This window comes from Dactylosporangium sp. NPDC000555 (genome assembly GCF_040300025.1).
Taxonomy (GTDB): Bacteria; Actinomycetota; Actinomycetes; order Mycobacteriales; family Micromonosporaceae; genus Dactylosporangium.
Map to the genome: position 1 here is coordinate 1 of NZ_JBEPDB010000094.1, position 16337 is coordinate 16337.

Sequence of the window (16337 nt, forward strand, 5' to 3'; positions counted from 1 at the left end):
GTCGGGCACCGCGCCCGGGATCTGCCCGGCCTGCGCGGAGACGCGCACGGCGACGAACGTCATGACGGCCAGGCCCAGCACCGAGGCGACCGCGAACCAGACGACGCCGATGGCGAAGACCCGCCGCCGGCCGTACCGGTCGCCGAGCGCGCCGGCGAGCAGCAGCAGCCCGGCCAGGGCCAGCGTGTACGCCGTGACGACCCACTGCAGCACCTGCAGCCCCGTGCCGAACGAGCGGCCGATCGCGGGCAGCGCGATGCCGACGACGGTGGCGTCGATCGAGGCGATGCCCGACCCGAGAATGGTGGCGGTCAGCACCCACCGCCCGGTCGTGCTGGCATAGGCGAGCCGATCGGGGGCGTCCGCGGTCGTCATGGGATCAACGTAGCCTGTTGAACCGTGCGCCCGATCCTGCTCGACGGCCGCGTGTAAGAAACGGCTGCCATGACAGCCATTTCTTACACATAGCCGGGACTCGGCACCGCGACGCCGGGCGAGCGCACCCGGACGACCCGTTAGTTGCGGTAGCCCTTCACCCGGATCCTGAACGACGTCGCCGGGCCCGGGGTGGGCGCGGTCTTGGTCCGCAGGGTGTAGCCCGGCGACTCGAGCTCCAGGTCGAGCCGGTGGAACAGGCGGGCCATCGACAGCGCCATCTGTACGTCGGCGAAGCCCTTGCCCAGGCAGGTGTGCGGGCCGCGGCCGTAGGGCGAATACGCACCCGGCTGCAGGTGCTCGGCGCGCGGCTTCTCGTAGCGGCCGATGTCGAACTTCTCCGGCTCCGGGAAGTACTCCTCCATGAAGTGCGGGACGCTCGTGCCCACATACACCATCTCGCCCTCCCGGATGGTGTGCCCGGCGAACTCGAAGTCCTTGGCCGCGGTGCGCACCAGGGTGACCGCCACCGGGTAGAGCCGCATGGTCTCCATCAGCGCGTAGCGCACGGCGGGCAGCCTCCGCACGTCGTCCTCGCTGATCGGACTTGCCCCGTCGTTCGTGGCGCCGAACAGCTCGTCGGCCTCGGCCTGGATCTTCGCGAGCACCTCGGGGTGCTTGAGCACGGCGTAGACGAACGACGCCGTGGTGTTGGCGACGGTGTCGAGGCCGGCCACATACGGCCCGGTGAGCGTCATCGTCAGGTCCTCGGCCGGGACGACGCCGGGCCGCTCCAGGTGGGCGGCCATGATGTCCTCGACGAGGATCCGGTCCCGCTCGGGCGTCCGGCCGGCGCGCGCCCGCAGATCCGCGGCCATCCTGTCGCCGAGCTCGAAGACGCGGGCCTTCGCCTTCTTGTACCGCGGGTCCTTCAACAGGATCCTGGGCCGCTGCCGGGTGACGAGCACGTTGAGCACGTAGAGCGTGAGCAGCCGGATGTCCGGCACGTATTCGCTCGGCGCGCTGCCGGTGAGGATCTCGCCGAGCTGCTCGGTGACGAGATACTGCATGTTCTGCACGACGGGCACGGTGCTCCCGGGCTTCCAGTCGCGCTCCAGCACCCGGTCGGTGATCTCGATGAGCTCGGGCACCCGGCCCTTGATGGCGTCGCGGGAATAGCCGCGCCGCATGAGCTCGCGCAGCTCCCGGTGGCTCTCGCCGTCCTCGCCGGACACCGTGCGAGTGCTGCCGTACTCATCGACCATGCCCTGCCAGAACTCCTTGGAGCGCAGGCAGTCGCGGCCCTCGCGGGAGCCCATGAAGTTGGCCGCGTCGGGGCCGGCGATCACCGTATACGTCTTGTTGAGCAGCCTCATCCGGAAGACCGGGCCGTGCTCGCGATAGGCGCGCACCAGGAAGGCCCCGGGGTCCTTGCCCATCTCCAGGGCGCTGCCGAGCACCGGGATGCCGCGCACCACCGGGATCTGCCTGCCAGGCGCCTCCTGCGTGACTGTCACAGAGTGTCCCCCTCACGTGTGACCATCGACGTGCCTCGTGGATCGTATCGAATGCGATCGTGTTTTGGGGTCCCGTAGGTTACCGGCCGATGACGATCCGCGACGGGACCCGGCGGCGTGGCCGCCCCCTGGGCTTGTTACGGTGCGGACGCGGGCCGAGAGGCGCTGCGACGGATCCCCATCCGCCACGCTCGGGCCGCCCACGGGAAGAAGGGCGCCTCCGACGTCGCGGAGGACCAACCGATGCGCACCGACACCGGCGATCTCACCGACTTCGTGGCCGGCCTGCCGAAGGTCGAGCTGCACGTGCACCACGTGGGCTCGGCCACGCCGCAGACCGTGGCCCGCCTCGCCGAACGGCACGCCGGCGCGACGCCGGTCCCGGCCGACCCGCAGCTGCTGGCCGAGTACTTCACGTTCACCGACTTCGCGCACTTCATCGAGGTGTACCTGTCGGTCGTCGACCTGATCCGCGACGCCGAGGACGTGGCGACGCTGACGTACGACATCGGCGCCGGCCTCGCCGCCCAGTCGGTCCGCTACGCCGAGCTGACCCTCACCCCGTATTCGTCGATCGCCCGCGGCATCCCCGCCGAGGCGTACTGCGAGGCGGTCGAGGACGCCCGCGCCCGCGTCGCCCGCGACCACGGCACCGAGCTGCGCTGGTGCTTCGACATCCCGGGCGAGGCCGGCGTGCCGTCCGCGGACGTGACCCTGGAGACGGCACTGAAGCAGCGCCCCGACGGCCTGGTCAGCTTCGGCCTCGGCGGCCCGGAGGCGGGCGTGCCGCGGGAGTGGTTCGCGCCGCACTTCGCCGCGGCCCGCGCCGCCGGGCTGCGCAGCGCCCCGCACGCGGGCGAGTCGACGGGCCCGGAGACGATCTGGGACGCGCTGCGCCACCTCGGCGCGCAGCGCATCGGCCACGGCATCGCCGCGGCGCGCGACCCGGAGCTGATGGCGCACCTGCGCGAGCGCGACATCGCGCTCGAGGTGTGCCCGACCTCCAACGTGTGCACCCGCTCCGTGCCGTCCCTCGCCGAGCACCCGCTGCCCGCCCTGGTCGCCGCCGGTGTGCCGGTGACGATCAACTCCGACGACCCGCCGATGTTCTCAACCACGCTCAACCAGGAGTACGTCGTGGCGGCGCGGCTGCTCGGCCTGGACCGCGCCGGGGTCGCGGAACTGGCCCGCCAGGGGGTGCGTTATGCCTTCCTCGACGACACCCGCAAGGCGGCGATCCTGGCCGAGATCGACGCCTACCTCGCCGCCGCCACCGGGTAGGTCCTCACGCCGGCGTGAGCACCACGTGCATCACCTGGTCCGAGGCGGTGAACGACGTGGCGGTGTACCCGGTCAGGCCGTCGTCCAGCAGGCGCTCGCCGCGGCCCAGCAGGATCGGCACGATCGGCAGGTGCAGGAGGTCGACGAGGCCGGCGCGCAGGTACTGGCGGATCGTCGACACGCCGCCCGCCAGCCGCACGTCCAGGCCCCCGGCCGCGTCGTACGCCCGCCCTCCGCGCCGATCATGCTCCTCCGCCCAGTCTGGCTCGATGAGGCGTCCGCGAAGATCGACCCAGACCAGGCGCCGCTGCGGGTCGTGAACACCCACTCGTGCAGGCGGTCGCCGCCGGCGCCGATCGGGTGCTCCCAGCCCTGGTCCGGCCCGGCGCAGTCTCGCCCATCGGTCGGAGCCGGGCGGCGGTTCTCGACATGTTCGCTGCCGCGGCTCGCGTTCATGCGTTTTTGACAATGATTGTCATCACCAGGGAGACTTGCGGCCGTGCGTGGGAGAGTGGCGGTCCTGCTGGTGGCCGGGATGCTGGCCATGACCGGGATGCTGGCCGGGTGCGCCGGGCCTGCGAAGCCGGCCGACGGGCGGATCCGGGTCGTCGCCGCGTTCTATCCGCTGCAGTTCATCAGCGAGCAGGTCGGCGGGGATCGCGTCGCCGTCGAGAATCTCACCCGGGCCGGGGCCGAGCCGCACGACCTCGAGCTGCGGCCCAGCCAGCTCGCCGGGCTCGAGGACGCCGACCTGGTGGTGTACCTGCGCGGGTTCCAGCCGGCCGTGGACGAGGCCATCGGCCTGCAGCGGCACGACAAGACGTTCGACGTGGCGGGGGTGGAGCCGCTGCGCGACGGCGATCCGCACGTCTGGCTCGACCCGGTGCGCCTCGCGGCGATCGCGGACCGGCTCGCCGAGCGGCTCGCGGCGGCCGACCCCGCCGACGCGGACGCGATCCGGGCGCGGGCCGAGGCGCTGGGCGAGCGGCTGCGGGAGCTCGACGCCGAGTACTCGCGGGGCCTCGCCCACTGCGCGCGGCGCGATGTCGTCACGAGCCACGGCGCGTTCGGCTACCTGACCGCGCGGTACGACCTGGTCCAGGTGCCGGTGACCGGCCTCAACCCGGACGAGGAGCCGGGGCCGCAGCGCGTGCGGGACGTGGCGCGGCTGGCCCGCGAGCGCGGCGTCACCACGATCTTCTTCGAGGCGCTGGTCAGCCCCAAGCTGTCGGAGACGATCGCGAAGGAGATCGGCGCGAAGGCCGCGGTGCTCGACCCGCTCGAGGGCGTGGAGGACGGCGAGACGTACTTCACGGTGATGCGCGCCAACCTCGAAGCGCTCCAGGACGCGCTCGGCTGCCGATAGCGCCGGGCCGGTGCGACCGCGCCTACTCGTGCAGGCCGCCGGCGACGACGTGGAGGAACGCGGCCTGCACGTCGTCGGCGCTGAGCGCGTTGTCGACGTACGCGCCCAGCGGCTGCTGCAGCGCGGCCTTGAGCCGTTGCGCGGCCTCCTTCTTGCCCAGCACCATGACGCTGAGCGTGACCGGGCGCTTCGGGTCCTTGAGCGCGGACAGCTTGCGCACCATCTCGTCGACGGCGTGGGCATCGGCGCTGTCCTTGTCCGCGTCATCGGTGAGGACGAAGACCTGGTTGAACATGTCGTCGTGCCAGTCGTCGCGGACCGACTGGTAGCCGGCGACGATCGTGTCGAGCAGGCCCGGCAGGCCCGGTCCAGCCTTGTGCACGTTGAGCGAGTTGACCGAGCGGGTGAAGGCGGCGTGGGAGGTGTCGTCGAGCCGGTCGCTCGGCAGCAGCTTGCGATGGCCGGACGGGCCGGGGCTGACCTCCCACAGGCCCAGCCGGGAGCCGACCGGCATCAGGCCGCCCACGACCCGGCAGCCGGCCTTGAGCACGTCGATCGGCTGCTGCCGCGCCCCGGCCGGCGAGCCGGACGAGCCCGGCGTGCCCGCGATGTCGACGATGATGAGCAGGTTGCCGCGCCGGTCCTCGGGATCCCAGGTGGCGAAGACGTGCTGCACGTGGTGGGGCGCGAGCACGCCGAACGGCTCGGCGGCCGGCTCGGGCAGCGCGGAGGCGCCGTCGAACGGGGGCCGGGCCTGGCCGGGGCCGCGCAGACCGGCCGCGTCGACGGCCTGGCGGGCCTCCGTGGTGGAGAACGCGGCGAGGAGCCGCCTCAGGGCCGCGGCACGCTTCGGGTCGCGGGCCGCGGCGGCGGAAGGCAGCCAGGTGTACCGCATGATCGCGGTGTGGTCCGCGCCGGTCAGGTAGGTGCGGCCGGGTGCGGCCAGGCCCATGGTCGGCAGGAGCGTGTACTCGGGCACGAGGCCGACCTCGCCGGGCTTGTTCGGGGTGGCGGCCAGGTCGTGGTTGACGGTGCGGGTCACCGCCAGGGTGGCGTTGAGCGCCAGCGAGGAGGCGTCCATGCCCCTGTCGAGCCAGACCGCCTCGCCGACGGCGCCGGCGGCGACCAGGCCGTCGCCGGACAGCGTCGGGTCGCGCACCACCAGGCGTACGCCCGAATTCTTGGTGGCGAGCAGGTTGGCCAGCGCGAGCCAGCCGTTGCCGGCCGTCTTGATCTTCCCGGCGGTGGCCGGGTCGGTGACCATGACGACCGGGCTGGTCGCGAGGGTCTGCCCCGCGGAGGTCTCGCGCTGCGCGGCGGTGTCCGCGGTGTTGCTGCCGGTAGGCACGAGGAACCCGGGCGGGGCGAGCGCGGCCCAGGCGGCGTCGTCGGGGATCCACACGTCGGCGGCGGCCTGGCCGAGCTGTCCGGCGGCGGGGCGGCCGTCGGCGCTGGCGGTGTTGATCAGAACGCAGTCCTCGCCGGCGCGCAGCGTGCGGCCGGCGGCGGAGACGACGTTGGCGAACGACGACGCGGTGATGACGCGCAGGGTGGTCGGGCAGTCCGCGCCGTCCTCGCCGTCGCGGTCGTGCAGCGCGTACCAGCCGGCGCCGGCCACGAGACCGACGGCGAGGAGGAGCACCAGCCCGCGCAGCAGCGCGCCGAGCGTGCGTGTGCCCGCCTGATGCTTGTCCATGGCTGCAGCCGTCCGCGGTCGGAGAGGGGGTGCGGGCCAGTATGCCATCGGGCGGAGCGGATTCCGGGTCCGTCCACCGGCCGGCGGGGACGATCGGCCGATCGGACGGCCCGTTCCGCGCGGATCCGGCGCACTGACGCGCGGCGGCACGATCGTCCATAGTGGACATGGTTAACGGCCGGCGAACAGGATGTTGACTGCCGGGGGTTGTGGCCGGGGTGCAGAATCGTGGCGTGAAACGGACCGGTCCACTGATCGTCCTGGTGCTCGTCCTGGTCGTCGCCGGCGCGGTCGTCGGCCATCTGCTGGGCCGCTCCGCGGGCTCCGGCCCGGGAAGGCTCCGGCCGGTCAGCGCGATCGTCGGCTCCGAGAAGACGCGGTTCTTCGCCGACCCCGACGTGCGTCAGGTCCTCGCCCGGCACGGCTGGTCGGTGCGCGCCGACGCGGCCGGCTCCCGCCAGATGCCGGCCCGGACGGCCGGCTACGACTTCGCGTTCCCCGGCAGCAAGGCCGCCGCGGACGAGATCCGCCGGCACGCCAAGCCGGCCGGGGACGATGTCGTCGTCTTCTCCTCGCCGCTCGCGGTCGCCACCTTCGTGCCGATCGTCGACCTGCTCCAGAACGCGCACCTGGCCGCCCGCGACGCCGGCGGCGTGTGGCGGCTGGACCTCAAGGCCCTCGCCGACGCCAACCGGCGCGACCTCAAGTGGACCGACATCCAGGGCAACACCGCCCATCGCGTCACGCGCAACGTGCTGGTCGCCACCACCCGGCCCGCCGACTCCAACTCCGCGGCGATGTACGCGGTGCTGCTCGACCAGGCCACCGGGGGTGACCTCGCCGCCGTGGCCAAGCTCTTCACCGACCAGGGCGCGGTCGACACCACCAGCGAGGAGCCGTTCGAGAGCTACCTGCGAAGCGGCCGCGACTCCGCGCCGATGGTGCTCGTCTACGAGGCCCAGTTCGTCGACCACGCCGTCAACGACGGGCTCACCGGCGGGCAGACGCTGATGTACCCCACGCCGACCCTCGTGTGCGAGCACACGATCGTGCCGCTGACCCAGGCCGGCGTCGAGATCGCGAAGCTGCTGGCCACCGACCACGACCTGCAGCTGCTCGCCGCCAGGCACGGCTTCCGCACCGCCGACGCCACGCTCACCGCGCCGGTCTTCGGCAAGGTCCGCCCCGGCGACGCGCCGCTGCCGGACTCGATCGACGGCGCCGTGCCAGACCCCGACTACAAGACCCAGCACACCCTGCTGGCGAAGCTCGAGGAGAGAATGTCGTGAGGAAGTCCGGCCTCCTGGTCGTCGTCGCGGCGGCGCTGCTGCTCGGCGCGTGCACCAACGGGACCAAGGGCGACCCGGCGAAGCCGGCCGAGAGCGAGGGCCCGTTCCTGAAGGGCTCCGGCACGCTGCGCGTGCTCGCCTCCAGCGAACTGGCCGACCTGCAGCCCGTCCTCGCCGACGCGAAGCAGGCCACCGGCGTCGACGTGCTGCTGCAGGCCACCGGCACCCTCGACGGCGTCGAGAACGTCGTGTCCGGCAACGCGGCCAAGCAGTACGACGCCATCTGGTTCGCCAGCAACCGGTACCTGCAGCTGCACCCCGGCGCCGGCGACAAGATCGGCACCGCGACCAAGGTCGCCACCTCCCCGGTCGTGCTCGGCCTGCGCCAGTCGGTCGCGGCGAAGCTCGGCTGGGCCGACCACCGCCCCACCTGGAGCGAGATCGCGGTCGCCGCCGGCGAGCACAAGTTCAGCTACGGCATGACCAACCCGGCCGGCTCCAACTCCGGCTTCTCCGCGCTGGTCGGCGTCGCCGCGGCGATGGCCGGCACCGGCGCCGCGCTCACCGCCGAGCAGATCGCGCCGCTCACCCCGCGGCTGCGGGCCTTCTTCGCCGGGCAGGACCTCACCGCCGGCTCGTCCGGCTGGCTCGCCGACGCGTTCGTCAAGCAGGCCGCGGAGCAACACGGCCACGCCGTCGACGGGCTGGTCAACTACGAGTCGGTGATCCTGTCGCTCAACGCCTCGGGCCGGCTGCCCGAGCCGATGACCGTCGTGTACCCCGCCGACGGCGTCGTCACGGCCGACTACCCGCTGACCCTGCTGGCCGGGGTGTCCGAGCAGACGAAGACCAACTACGCCGCGGTCACCGACTACCTGCGCCGGCCGAGCGTCCAGCGGCAGATCATGGCGAAGACGTGGCGGCGCCCGGCGGTACCGAACGTGGCCCTCGCCCCCGAGTTCGGGCCGAAGGGCGGCTCGCTGCCGGAGCTGCCCTTCCCGGGCCGGCTCGAGGCGGCCAACGCCCTCATCGGCGCGTTCGGCGACGACCTGCGCAAGCCGGCGCGCACGATCTACGTGCTCGACCTGTCCGGCTCGATGAAGGGCGAGCGGATCCAGGGCCTCAAGAACGCGCTCATCGGCCTCACCGGCGCGGACACCAGCCTGTCCGGGCAGTTCAGCCGGTTCAACGGCCGCGAGCAGGTGCTCATGGTGCCCTTCGGCACGAAGCCCGGGCAGGTCCGCCGCTTCGACGTGCCCGAGAGCGACTTCCGGCCGACGCTCGAACAGATCCGGTCCTACGCCGGCGGCCTGGCCGCGAACGGCGACACCGCGATCTACGACGCGCTGTTCGTCGCCTACGACCAGGCGGCGGCCCTGGCGAGGGAGGACCCCGACCGGTCCACCTCGATCGTGCTGCTCACCGACGGCGAGCTGACCGCCGGGGCGAACCTCGAGGCCTTCCAGGCGCGGCTGCCGCAGCTGCCGAGGGTGCCGGTGTTCACGATTCTGTTCGGCGAGGGCAACGTCGCGGAGATGCGGAAGGTGGCCGAGCTGACCGGCGGCAAGTCGTTCGACGCGCGCACCGGCTCGCTGCCGGCGGCGTTCAAGGAGATCCGCGGGTACCAGTGACGAGCGGTAAGGCAGTGTTCAAGCCCCGGCAGTGGTGATTCGCGGGGGCTTCGGGTACGACATCACCATGACCGAACTCTCGCTCGACGACTATCTGGTCGAGGACGACGATGACGACGACCCGGTGCTGCTGCGCAAGGACGGGCAGCCGGTCGACACGTGGCGGGAGGAATATCCCTACGACGAGCGGATGACGCGCGCCGAGTACGACCGCGTCAAGCGCCTGCTGCAGATCGAGCTGCTCAAGCTGCAGAACACGATCAAGGCGCGCGGTGAGCGGCTCGTGGTGCTGTTCGAGGGGCGCGACGCGGCCGGCAAGGGCGGCACGATCAAGCGGTTCATGGAGCACCTCAACCCGCGCGGCGCCCGGGTCGTGGCGCTGGAGAAGCCGAGCGAGCGCGAGCTGACGCAGTGGTACTTCCAGCGCTACGTCCAGCACCTGCCGGCGGCCGGCGAGATCGTCCTGTTCGACCGGTCCTGGTACAACCGGGCCGGCGTGGAGCGCGTGATGGGCTTCTGCAGCCGCGCCGAGTATCTCGAGTTCATGCGCCAGGCCCCCGAGCTCGAGCGGATGCTGGTCCGCTCCGGCATCCGGCTGGTCAAGTTCTGGTTCTCGGTGTCGCGCAACGAGCAGCGCACCCGGTTCCTCATCCGCCAGGTCGACCCGGTACGGCAGTGGAAGCTGTCCCCGATGGACCTCGCCTCGCTGGACAAGTGGGACGAGTACACCGAGGCCAAGGAGGCGATGTTCTTCTACACCGACACGGCCGACGCGCCGTGGACCGTGGTCAAGAGCAACGACAAGAAGCGCGGCCGGCTCGAGGCGATGCGCCACGTGCTGAGCGGCTTCGACTACGACAACAAGGATTTCGATCTCGTCGGCACCCCGGACCCGCTCATCGTCGGCCCGGCAGGCCTCGCCGACGAATCGGCCGACGACGCGCCGAGGCTGTAGCCGCAGGCGACGGGACGCGCCCATGGCCGTAGGGTATTGGGATGCCGGAGGTGGGGGAGGGGCGTGAGCGCGGGGCGGAGTCCCTCGGCCGGCACGTCACCGTCGCCTACTCCACCGACGAGGAGATCCGCGACCTGTTGACCGGCTTCGTGCGGCGGGGCGTCGCCGCCGGTCACCGCGTGGTGATCCTCCTGGACAGCGACGCCGCGGACCTCGGGCTGCTCGTCGCGGCCGCCGCGTCCGGCGCCGCGCCCGGCCAGTTCGCCGCCCTCCGGTTCGGCGCCGCTCAAGCGACCGGTGCCGGCCCGCCGGCGTTCGGCGGCCCGGGCTTCGGCGTGCCGGAGACGCTGGCCATGCTGAGCGCGCTGCAGGACGAGACGTTCGCGGCCGGCTATCCCGCCGTCGCCATCGCCGGGCAGATGCTCTGGGCGCTGCGGGCCGGGTTCACGCCCGGCGACCTGATGACCTACGAGACGCAGTGGAACCGCTTCTTCGGCGACCCGCGCATCACCGGCCTGTGCCTCTACGACCGGCGTCGCTTCGCCAAGGACCTGATCGAGCGCGTCGGCGCCGTCCACCCGGGGCCGCTGCTGGGGTTCACCCTCGGCGGCTGGGGCGCCCACCTGCGGCTCACCGGCCAGGTCGACGCCTCCAACGGCGACTCGCTGCCCTCGATCCTCGAGCTGGTCGCCGGCGTCGACTCCGTCGTCCTGCTCGACGCCAGCGACCTGAGCTTCGTCGACGTCGCCGGGGCCCGCACCATCGTCCGGTTCGCCGCGTCGCGGCCGCACCGGTGCACCGTCGTGCGCTGCCCGCGCGGCGTGCGCCAGGCCCTGCGGCTGGTCGGCGCGGAGGCGGTGCCGAGCCTGGTGCTTCGCGACCGCGTCGCCGGGGTATGAGCGCCACGTGTCGCCAGCTGACCCAGCCCTGACCGAGGCCGCCGCCGCGCGCGGCGTGGCCACCTGGTACTCCACGGCCGGCCACCGGCGCGTGGACATCGACCCGGACGTCGTGCGGGCCGTGGTCGCCCTGCTCGAGCCGCACGCCGCCGGCGCCCCGGCCCCCGGGCCGCCGGTCCCGCTGCCGGAGGCACCGCGGACCTGGGGCTGGATGATCCAGCTGTACGGCGTGCGCTCCGCCGGCTCCTGGGGCGTCGGCGACTTCGCCGACCTGGCCGGGTTCGCCCGCTGGGCCGCCTCCACCGGCGCCGGGGCGGTGCTGGTCAACCCGCTGCACGCGGTGGCGCCCGTCGAGGAGATGCCGGCCTCGCCGTACTCGCCGTCCTCGCGCCGGTTCCTCAACCCGCTCTATCTGCGCGTCGAGGACCTGCCGGAGTATCGGTCGGCGGACCCGGCGCTGCGGGAGCGGGTGGACGAGCTGCGCCCGCCCGCCGCGGACCTCGTCGAGTACGACGGGGTGTGGCGGGCCAAGCGTGCCGCACTGGAGCTGCTCCACGCCGGCGGCCGCGAACCGGCCGGCCCTGAACCGGCCAGCTCCGAGCCGGCGCTGCGGGACTTCGCCGCCTATACCGCCCTGGCCGAGGTGCACGGCGTCGACTGGCGGCAGTGGCCGCGGGAGCTACGCCGGCCGGGGCCGGCCGCCTACGGCACGGCGGACCCGGCGCGGGTCGCGTTCCACGTGTGGCTGCAGCGCCGCTGCGCCGAGCAGCTCGAGGCGGCCAGCGCCGCCGCGGCCGGGATGGCGGTCGGGCTCGTGCACGACCTCGCCGTCGGCATCGACCCGGGCGGCGCCGACGCCTGGACGCTGCAGGACGTCATCGCGCGGGACGCGCGGGTCGGCGCGCCGCCGGACGCGTTCAACCAGCAGGGCCAGGACTGGGGGCTGGCGACCTGGCGGCCCGACCGGCTCGCCGCCACCGGGTACGCCGCCTACCGCGACCTGCTGCGCGGCATCCTCGCCCACGCCGGCGGCCTGCGCGTCGACCACGTGGCCGGGCTGTGGCGGCTGTGGTGGATCCCGCCCGGCCACGGCGCCGCCGAGGGCGCCTACGTGCACTACGACGCCGAGGCGATGCTCGGCGTGCTCGTCGAGGAGGCGGTGCGGGCCGGCGCCGTCGTGGTCGGCGAGGACCTCGGCACCGTCGAGCCCGTCGTCACGAGCACCCTGCGGCGGCGCAACATCCTCGGCTCGGCCGTGCTGTGGTTCACCCGCGACGACGACGGCGCGTTCGTGCCGCCCGAGCGGTGGCCCGAGAACGCGATGGCGAGCATCTCCACCCACGACCTGCCGACCGCGACCGGCTTCCTCACCGGCGAGCACGTGCTGGCCCGCGCGGAGGCCGGGGTGCTCGGCGGCGACGTGCGCGACGAGTGGGCGGCGGCCGGCAAGGAACGCGCCGCCCTGCTCGATCTCCTCGACGCCGAGGGGCTGACCGGCCCGGACAGCACCGACGAGGACATCGTGCTCGCCATGCACCGGCTGCTGGCCCGCACGCCGTGCCGGATCCTGCTCGCCTCCCCGTACGACGTGCTCGGCGAGACCCGCCAGCCGAACCTGCCCGGCACCACCGGGCAGTACCCGAACTGGCGGATTCCGCTGCCGTTGCCCCTGGAGGAGCTGACCACCGACCCGCGCATGCTGCGGATCGCCGAGCTGTTCGGCTCGCGGTCCTGAGCGGAGCGCGGGTCAGACCGCCGTGTACTGCAACGCGCGGAGCAGGTTGTCCGCGCCCTCCTTGTCCATTGCCGGGTAGGACAGGCGCAGCCCCTGCCCCTCGCCGGCGATGGCCAGGGTCACCGTCGCCATGAAGCCGCGCTTGGCCTCGGCGATCGCCAGCGCCTGCCGCGGCACCTCCCCGACGATCTGCGTCGTCGGGCGACCGGTCAGCCAGTGCGGCTCCAGCACCAGCAGCCGCTGGTTGGTCAGCAGGATGTAGAACGACTTCTTCTGCTGGTACATGCCGACCGTGCCGCCCGAGAGCAGCAGCGATGCGGCGGCAAGGGCCGCGTTGCGGGCGAGCGAGACCCTGCCGACGCGCGCCCGGCCGGTGGCCTCGGCCCGCTCGCCCGGCCCGAAGAGCGGCGTGGCGACGGTGACCGCCATGTCGTGGAGCTTCTGCCTCACGTGTGTCTCCCCGTGGCAGCTGTGCCCGCGTGGGGCGGGCGGTGAATGTCAGCTAGGGCACGCTACGGCCATTCACCTGCGTCAGCCAGCGACCGTTCGGCCGACGCCGTCGTCATCCGGGCGGCCGGGCGCGGGCGGGATCTCCTGCAGCAGCCAGGTGTTGCCGTCCGGGTCGGCGAAGGACACGTACAGGATGCCGCCGAGGTCCTGCACCTCGCCGGCGTCGACGCCGCGCGCCAGCAGCGCCGCGCGGGCCCGCCGCACGTCGCCGACGACCAGGTGCAGGCCGCGCAGCGTGCCCGGCGGCAGGTCCAGCCCGGGCAGGTCCTTGTAGAGCACGATCGAGCACGCCGAGCCGGGCGGGGTCAGCTGCGTGACCCGGGCGCCGTCGCCGGGCCGCACGTCGTGGTCGACGGTGAAGCCGAGGCGGTTGGCGTAGAACGCGAGCGCGGCGTCGACGTCCTTGACCGGCACCGGCACGAGCTCCAGCCGCATCGTCAACGCCCCGCCGACCTGCTCGGCGAGGTAGGCGTCCAGGCCCCCGTATCCGGCGTCCATGCCCTCGCGCATCCCGCTGTGCACGGCGGCGTCGCGGGCGGCGGGGGAGGCGTACCGGACCCTGGTGGTGATCCTGGTGCGGCCGCCGAGGTCGGTGAACGTGACCGTGTTGCGGGTCGCCGGCCAGTCGCCGCCCCACGCCTCGGTGCTCACGAGCCGGCCGGGCGGGTCGACCTCCTCGAACGTGCCGGTGATCGTCATCTCGGCGCCGTCGGCGGCCCGGTACACGTAGCGGTACGCACCGCCGGGGCGCAGGTCGACCTCGCAGACCGGCATCGTCCAGCCGGGCGGGCCGAGCAGCCAGTTCGGCAGGTGCCGCGGGCTCGTGTGCACGTGGAACACCAGGTCCCGCGGCGCGGCCACGACGCGGGTGATGCACACCCCGTCCTCGCCCTCCAGCTCGAACCCGGTCACGCCCAGCTCATCGCTCATCTCGTGGTTCCTCCGTCTCTTCCTGGTGCAATCCGTCCTGTACGAACTGCAGATACGCGTCCAGGCGCGCATAGCTGGAGTCCCAGAAGCGCCGGTACTCGGCGGCGAACGCGGCGACCTCGCGCAGCGGGGTCGCCTCCAGCCGGCACGGCCGCCACTGCGCCTCCCGGCCCCGCGAGATGAGCCCGGCCTGCTCCAGCACCCGCAGGTGCTTGGAGATCGCCGGCCCGCTCATCGCGAACGGCGCGGACAGTTCCTTCACCGTCGCCTCGCCCTCGGCCAGCCGGGCCAGGATGGCGCGCCGGGTGGGGTCCGCGAGCGCCGCGAACGTCATGCTCAGCCGATCGTCGGTCATGGCTCACCTAATCAAGTGCTTACCTAACCAAGTGGTTATCTAACCTCTTGGTTACCTAAGCACTTCACGGGGCCCGCCGTCAAGAACTGCCGGATCTTCACACGATCGCGGCCGACTCCCCGGGCAGCGTGAGCAGGCCCGCCTGCAGCAGCGCCGACTCGTCCGTGGCGAACAGGAGGTGCTCGGCCTGCAGCGGCACCGTGCGCGGGTCGGGCGTCAGGTTGGCCACCACGGTCCGCTCGCCGCGGCGGATGCGCAGCACCCCGTCGTCGTGCGCGACGCGCACCCGGTCCAGCCGCGGGTCGGACAGGCCCGGCAGCCGCTTGCGCAGCGCGATGAGCCGCCGGTAGAGCGCCAGCATGTCGGTGTCCATCGCCGCCCAGTCCAGGTGCGAGCGGGCGTACGTCTCCGGGTCCTGCGGGTCGGGCACGTCCCCCGGCGGCCAGCCGTGCGCGGCGAACTCCTCCCGCCGGCCCCGGCCGACCGCCGCCGCGAGCGCCGGCTCCGGGTGGCTGGTGAAGAACTGCCACGGGGTGCGGGCCGCGAACTCCTCGCCCATGAACAGCATCGGCGTGAACGGCGAGGTCAGCAGCAGCGTCGCGCCGACGCGCAGCAGGCCCGGCGACAGCGTGGCGGTGAGCCGGTCCCCGGTCGCCCGGTTGCCGACCTGATCGTGGTTCTGCAGGCACACCACGAACCGGTGGCCGGGGATGCGCTCCCGGTCGACCGGCCGGCCGTGCACCCGGCCGCGGAACGACGACCACGTGCCGGCGTGGAAGAACGCCGACTCCCACACGGTCTTGAAGCACTCCGGGGACCCGAAGTCGCCGTAGTACCCCTGCCGCTCGCCGGTCAGCATCGCGTGCAGCGCGTGGTGGACGTCGTCGTCCCACTGGGCGTCCAGCCCGTGGCCGCCGCCCTCCCGCGCGGTGATCAGCCTGGCGTCGTTGAGGTCGGACTCGGCGATCAGCGACAGCGGCCGGCCCAATGCCGTGGACAGTGCGCCGACCTCGACCGCGAGCTCCTCCAGCAGGTGCGTCGCGCTCCGGTCGACGAGCGCGTGCACGGCGTCGAGACGCAGCCCGTCGGCATGGTAGTCGCGCAGCCACTGCAGTGCGCTGTCGATGATGAACCGGCGCACCTCGCCGGAGTCGGCCTCGTCGAGGTTGAGGGAGCGGCCCCACGTGTTCGCCCCCGCCGACAGGTACGGGCCGAAGCGCGGCGCATACGCCCCGGACGGGCCGAAGTGGTTGTAGACGGCGTCGATGATCACCCCGAGGCCGGCTCGGTGCGCGGCGTCGACGAAGCGCTTCAGCCCGTCCGGGCCGCCGTAGCTCTCCTGCACGGCGTGCCAGCCCACGCCGTCGTAGCCCCAGTTGTGCTCGCCGTTGAAGGTGTTCACCGGCAGCAGCTCGACCAGGTCGACGCCGAGATCCTTGAGGTACGGCAGCCGCTCGATCGCCCCGTCGAACGTCCCGGCCGGGGTGAACGTCCCGACGTGCAGCTCGTAGATCACACTGCCGGGCAGCTGCCGGCCGGTCCAGCCGGCGTCGCCCCACGCGTAGCGGTCGTGCTCGTAGACGCGGCTGCGCCCGTGCACCCCGTCCGGCTGCCGGCGCGAGCGCGGGTCGGGCAGCACCCGCTCGTCGTCGTCGAGGCGGAAGCCGTAGTCGGTGCCGTGGCCCGCGGTGGCGTGCTCGGCGACCCACCACTGGCCCTCGGCCGTCATGGGGATGGCCTCGCTGCCGCTGTGCAGCACGACCCGGCGCGCGGACGGCGCCCAGACCCGGAACTCCAC

Annotated in this window: 15 protein-coding genes; 7 read left to right on the forward strand and 8 right to left on the reverse strand. The window is 73.1% G+C overall.

Going from position 1 to position 16337, the window contains the following annotated elements; translation table 11 throughout:
* Both ABT297_RS36500 and ABT297_RS36505 read right to left on the reverse strand, forming a co-directional pair.
* On the reverse strand, nt 1–375 hold a 375-nt coding region (locus ABT297_RS36500; RefSeq protein WP_350557083.1), incomplete at its 3' end, for an MFS transporter.
* A gap of 140 nt (nt 376–515) precedes the next feature.
* Nucleotides 516–1892 carry a cytochrome P450 gene (locus ABT297_RS36505; protein WP_350557085.1) on the reverse strand — a complete coding sequence of 459 codons (1377 nt, stop codon included), beginning with the start codon at nt 1890–1892 and terminating at the stop codon, nt 516–518.
* A 243-nt stretch (nt 1893–2135) separates the two neighbouring features.
* Between ABT297_RS36505 and ABT297_RS36510 the strand changes: the two genes are divergently transcribed.
* Entirely contained in the window at nt 2136–3173 is a 1038-nt protein-coding gene (locus tag ABT297_RS36510) for an adenosine deaminase (protein ID WP_350557086.1), read from the forward strand.
* A gap of 4 nt (nt 3174–3177) precedes the next feature.
* On the opposite strand, the gene ABT297_RS36515 is transcribed toward ABT297_RS36510, so the two are convergent.
* Nucleotides 3178–3501 carry a dihydrofolate reductase family protein gene (locus ABT297_RS36515; RefSeq protein WP_350557087.1) on the reverse strand — a complete coding sequence of 108 codons (324 nt, stop codon included), beginning with the start codon at nt 3499–3501 and terminating at the stop codon, nt 3178–3180.
* A 207-nt stretch (nt 3502–3708) separates the two neighbouring features.
* Here ABT297_RS36515 and ABT297_RS36520 point away from each other — a divergent pair, with 207 nt between their 5' ends.
* Entirely contained in the window at nt 3709–4539 is an 831-nt protein-coding gene (locus tag ABT297_RS36520) for a metal ABC transporter substrate-binding protein (protein ID WP_502885704.1), read from the forward strand.
* Nucleotides 4540–4561: 22 nt separating this feature from the next.
* Here ABT297_RS36520 and ABT297_RS36525 read toward each other — a convergent pair whose 3' ends face one another.
* Nucleotides 4562–6235 carry a substrate-binding domain-containing protein gene (locus ABT297_RS36525; protein ID WP_350557091.1) on the reverse strand — a complete coding sequence of 558 codons (1674 nt, stop codon included), beginning with the start codon at nt 6233–6235 and terminating at the stop codon, nt 4562–4564.
* Between the two features lie 233 nt (nt 6236–6468).
* Between ABT297_RS36525 and ABT297_RS36530 the strand changes: the two genes are divergently transcribed.
* From ABT297_RS36530 to malQ, 5 genes are all read left to right on the forward strand, one after another.
* Nucleotides 6469–7524: a hypothetical protein gene (locus ABT297_RS36530; protein ID WP_350557092.1), complete on the forward strand. Its 1056-nt coding sequence runs from the start codon at nt 6469–6471 to the stop codon at nt 7522–7524.
* Complete coding sequence (locus ABT297_RS36535) at nt 7521–9155, forward strand: vWA domain-containing protein (protein ID WP_350557093.1); 1635 nt, start codon at nt 7521–7523, stop codon at nt 9153–9155. Before ABT297_RS36530 ends, ABT297_RS36535 begins: the two co-directional genes overlap by 4 nt.
* 67 nt (nt 9156–9222) lie before the next feature.
* Nucleotides 9223–10110 carry a polyphosphate kinase 2 gene (gene ppk2 / locus ABT297_RS36540; protein WP_350557095.1) on the forward strand — a complete coding sequence of 296 codons (888 nt, stop codon included), beginning with the start codon at nt 9223–9225 and terminating at the stop codon, nt 10108–10110.
* A gap of 41 nt (nt 10111–10151) precedes the next feature.
* Entirely contained in the window at nt 10152–11009 is an 858-nt protein-coding gene (locus ABT297_RS36545; protein ID WP_350557096.1) for an MEDS and STAS domain-containing protein, read from the forward strand.
* 7 nt (nt 11010–11016) lie between these two features.
* The gene (gene malQ, locus ABT297_RS36550; protein WP_350557098.1) at nt 11017–12744 is read left to right on the forward strand and encodes a 4-alpha-glucanotransferase; all 1728 of its coding nucleotides are present in this window, start codon (nt 11017–11019) and stop codon (nt 12742–12744) included.
* A gap of 12 nt (nt 12745–12756) precedes the next feature.
* Here malQ and ABT297_RS36555 read toward each other — a convergent pair whose 3' ends face one another.
* The 4 genes from ABT297_RS36555 to treZ all read right to left on the reverse strand — a co-directional run bounded on the left by ABT297_RS36555 (nt 12757) and on the right by treZ (nt 16337).
* Nucleotides 12757–13194, reverse strand: coding sequence for a hypothetical protein (locus ABT297_RS36555; RefSeq protein ID WP_350557099.1), 438 nt, complete (start codon nt 13192–13194; stop codon nt 12757–12759).
* A gap of 81 nt (nt 13195–13275) precedes the next feature.
* Nucleotides 13276–14184: an SRPBCC domain-containing protein gene (locus tag ABT297_RS36560; RefSeq protein ID WP_350557101.1), complete on the reverse strand. Its 909-nt coding sequence runs from the start codon at nt 14182–14184 to the stop codon at nt 13276–13278.
* Entirely contained in the window at nt 14174–14539 is a 366-nt protein-coding gene (locus ABT297_RS36565) for an ArsR/SmtB family transcription factor (RefSeq protein ID WP_350557102.1), read from the reverse strand. The genes ABT297_RS36560 and ABT297_RS36565 overlap by 11 nt, the downstream gene beginning before the upstream one ends.
* Before the next feature lie 97 nt (nt 14540–14636).
* The gene (gene treZ, locus ABT297_RS36570; RefSeq protein ID WP_350557104.1) at nt 14637–16337 is read right to left on the reverse strand and encodes a malto-oligosyltrehalose trehalohydrolase; all 1701 of its coding nucleotides are present in this window, start codon (nt 16335–16337) and stop codon (nt 14637–14639) included.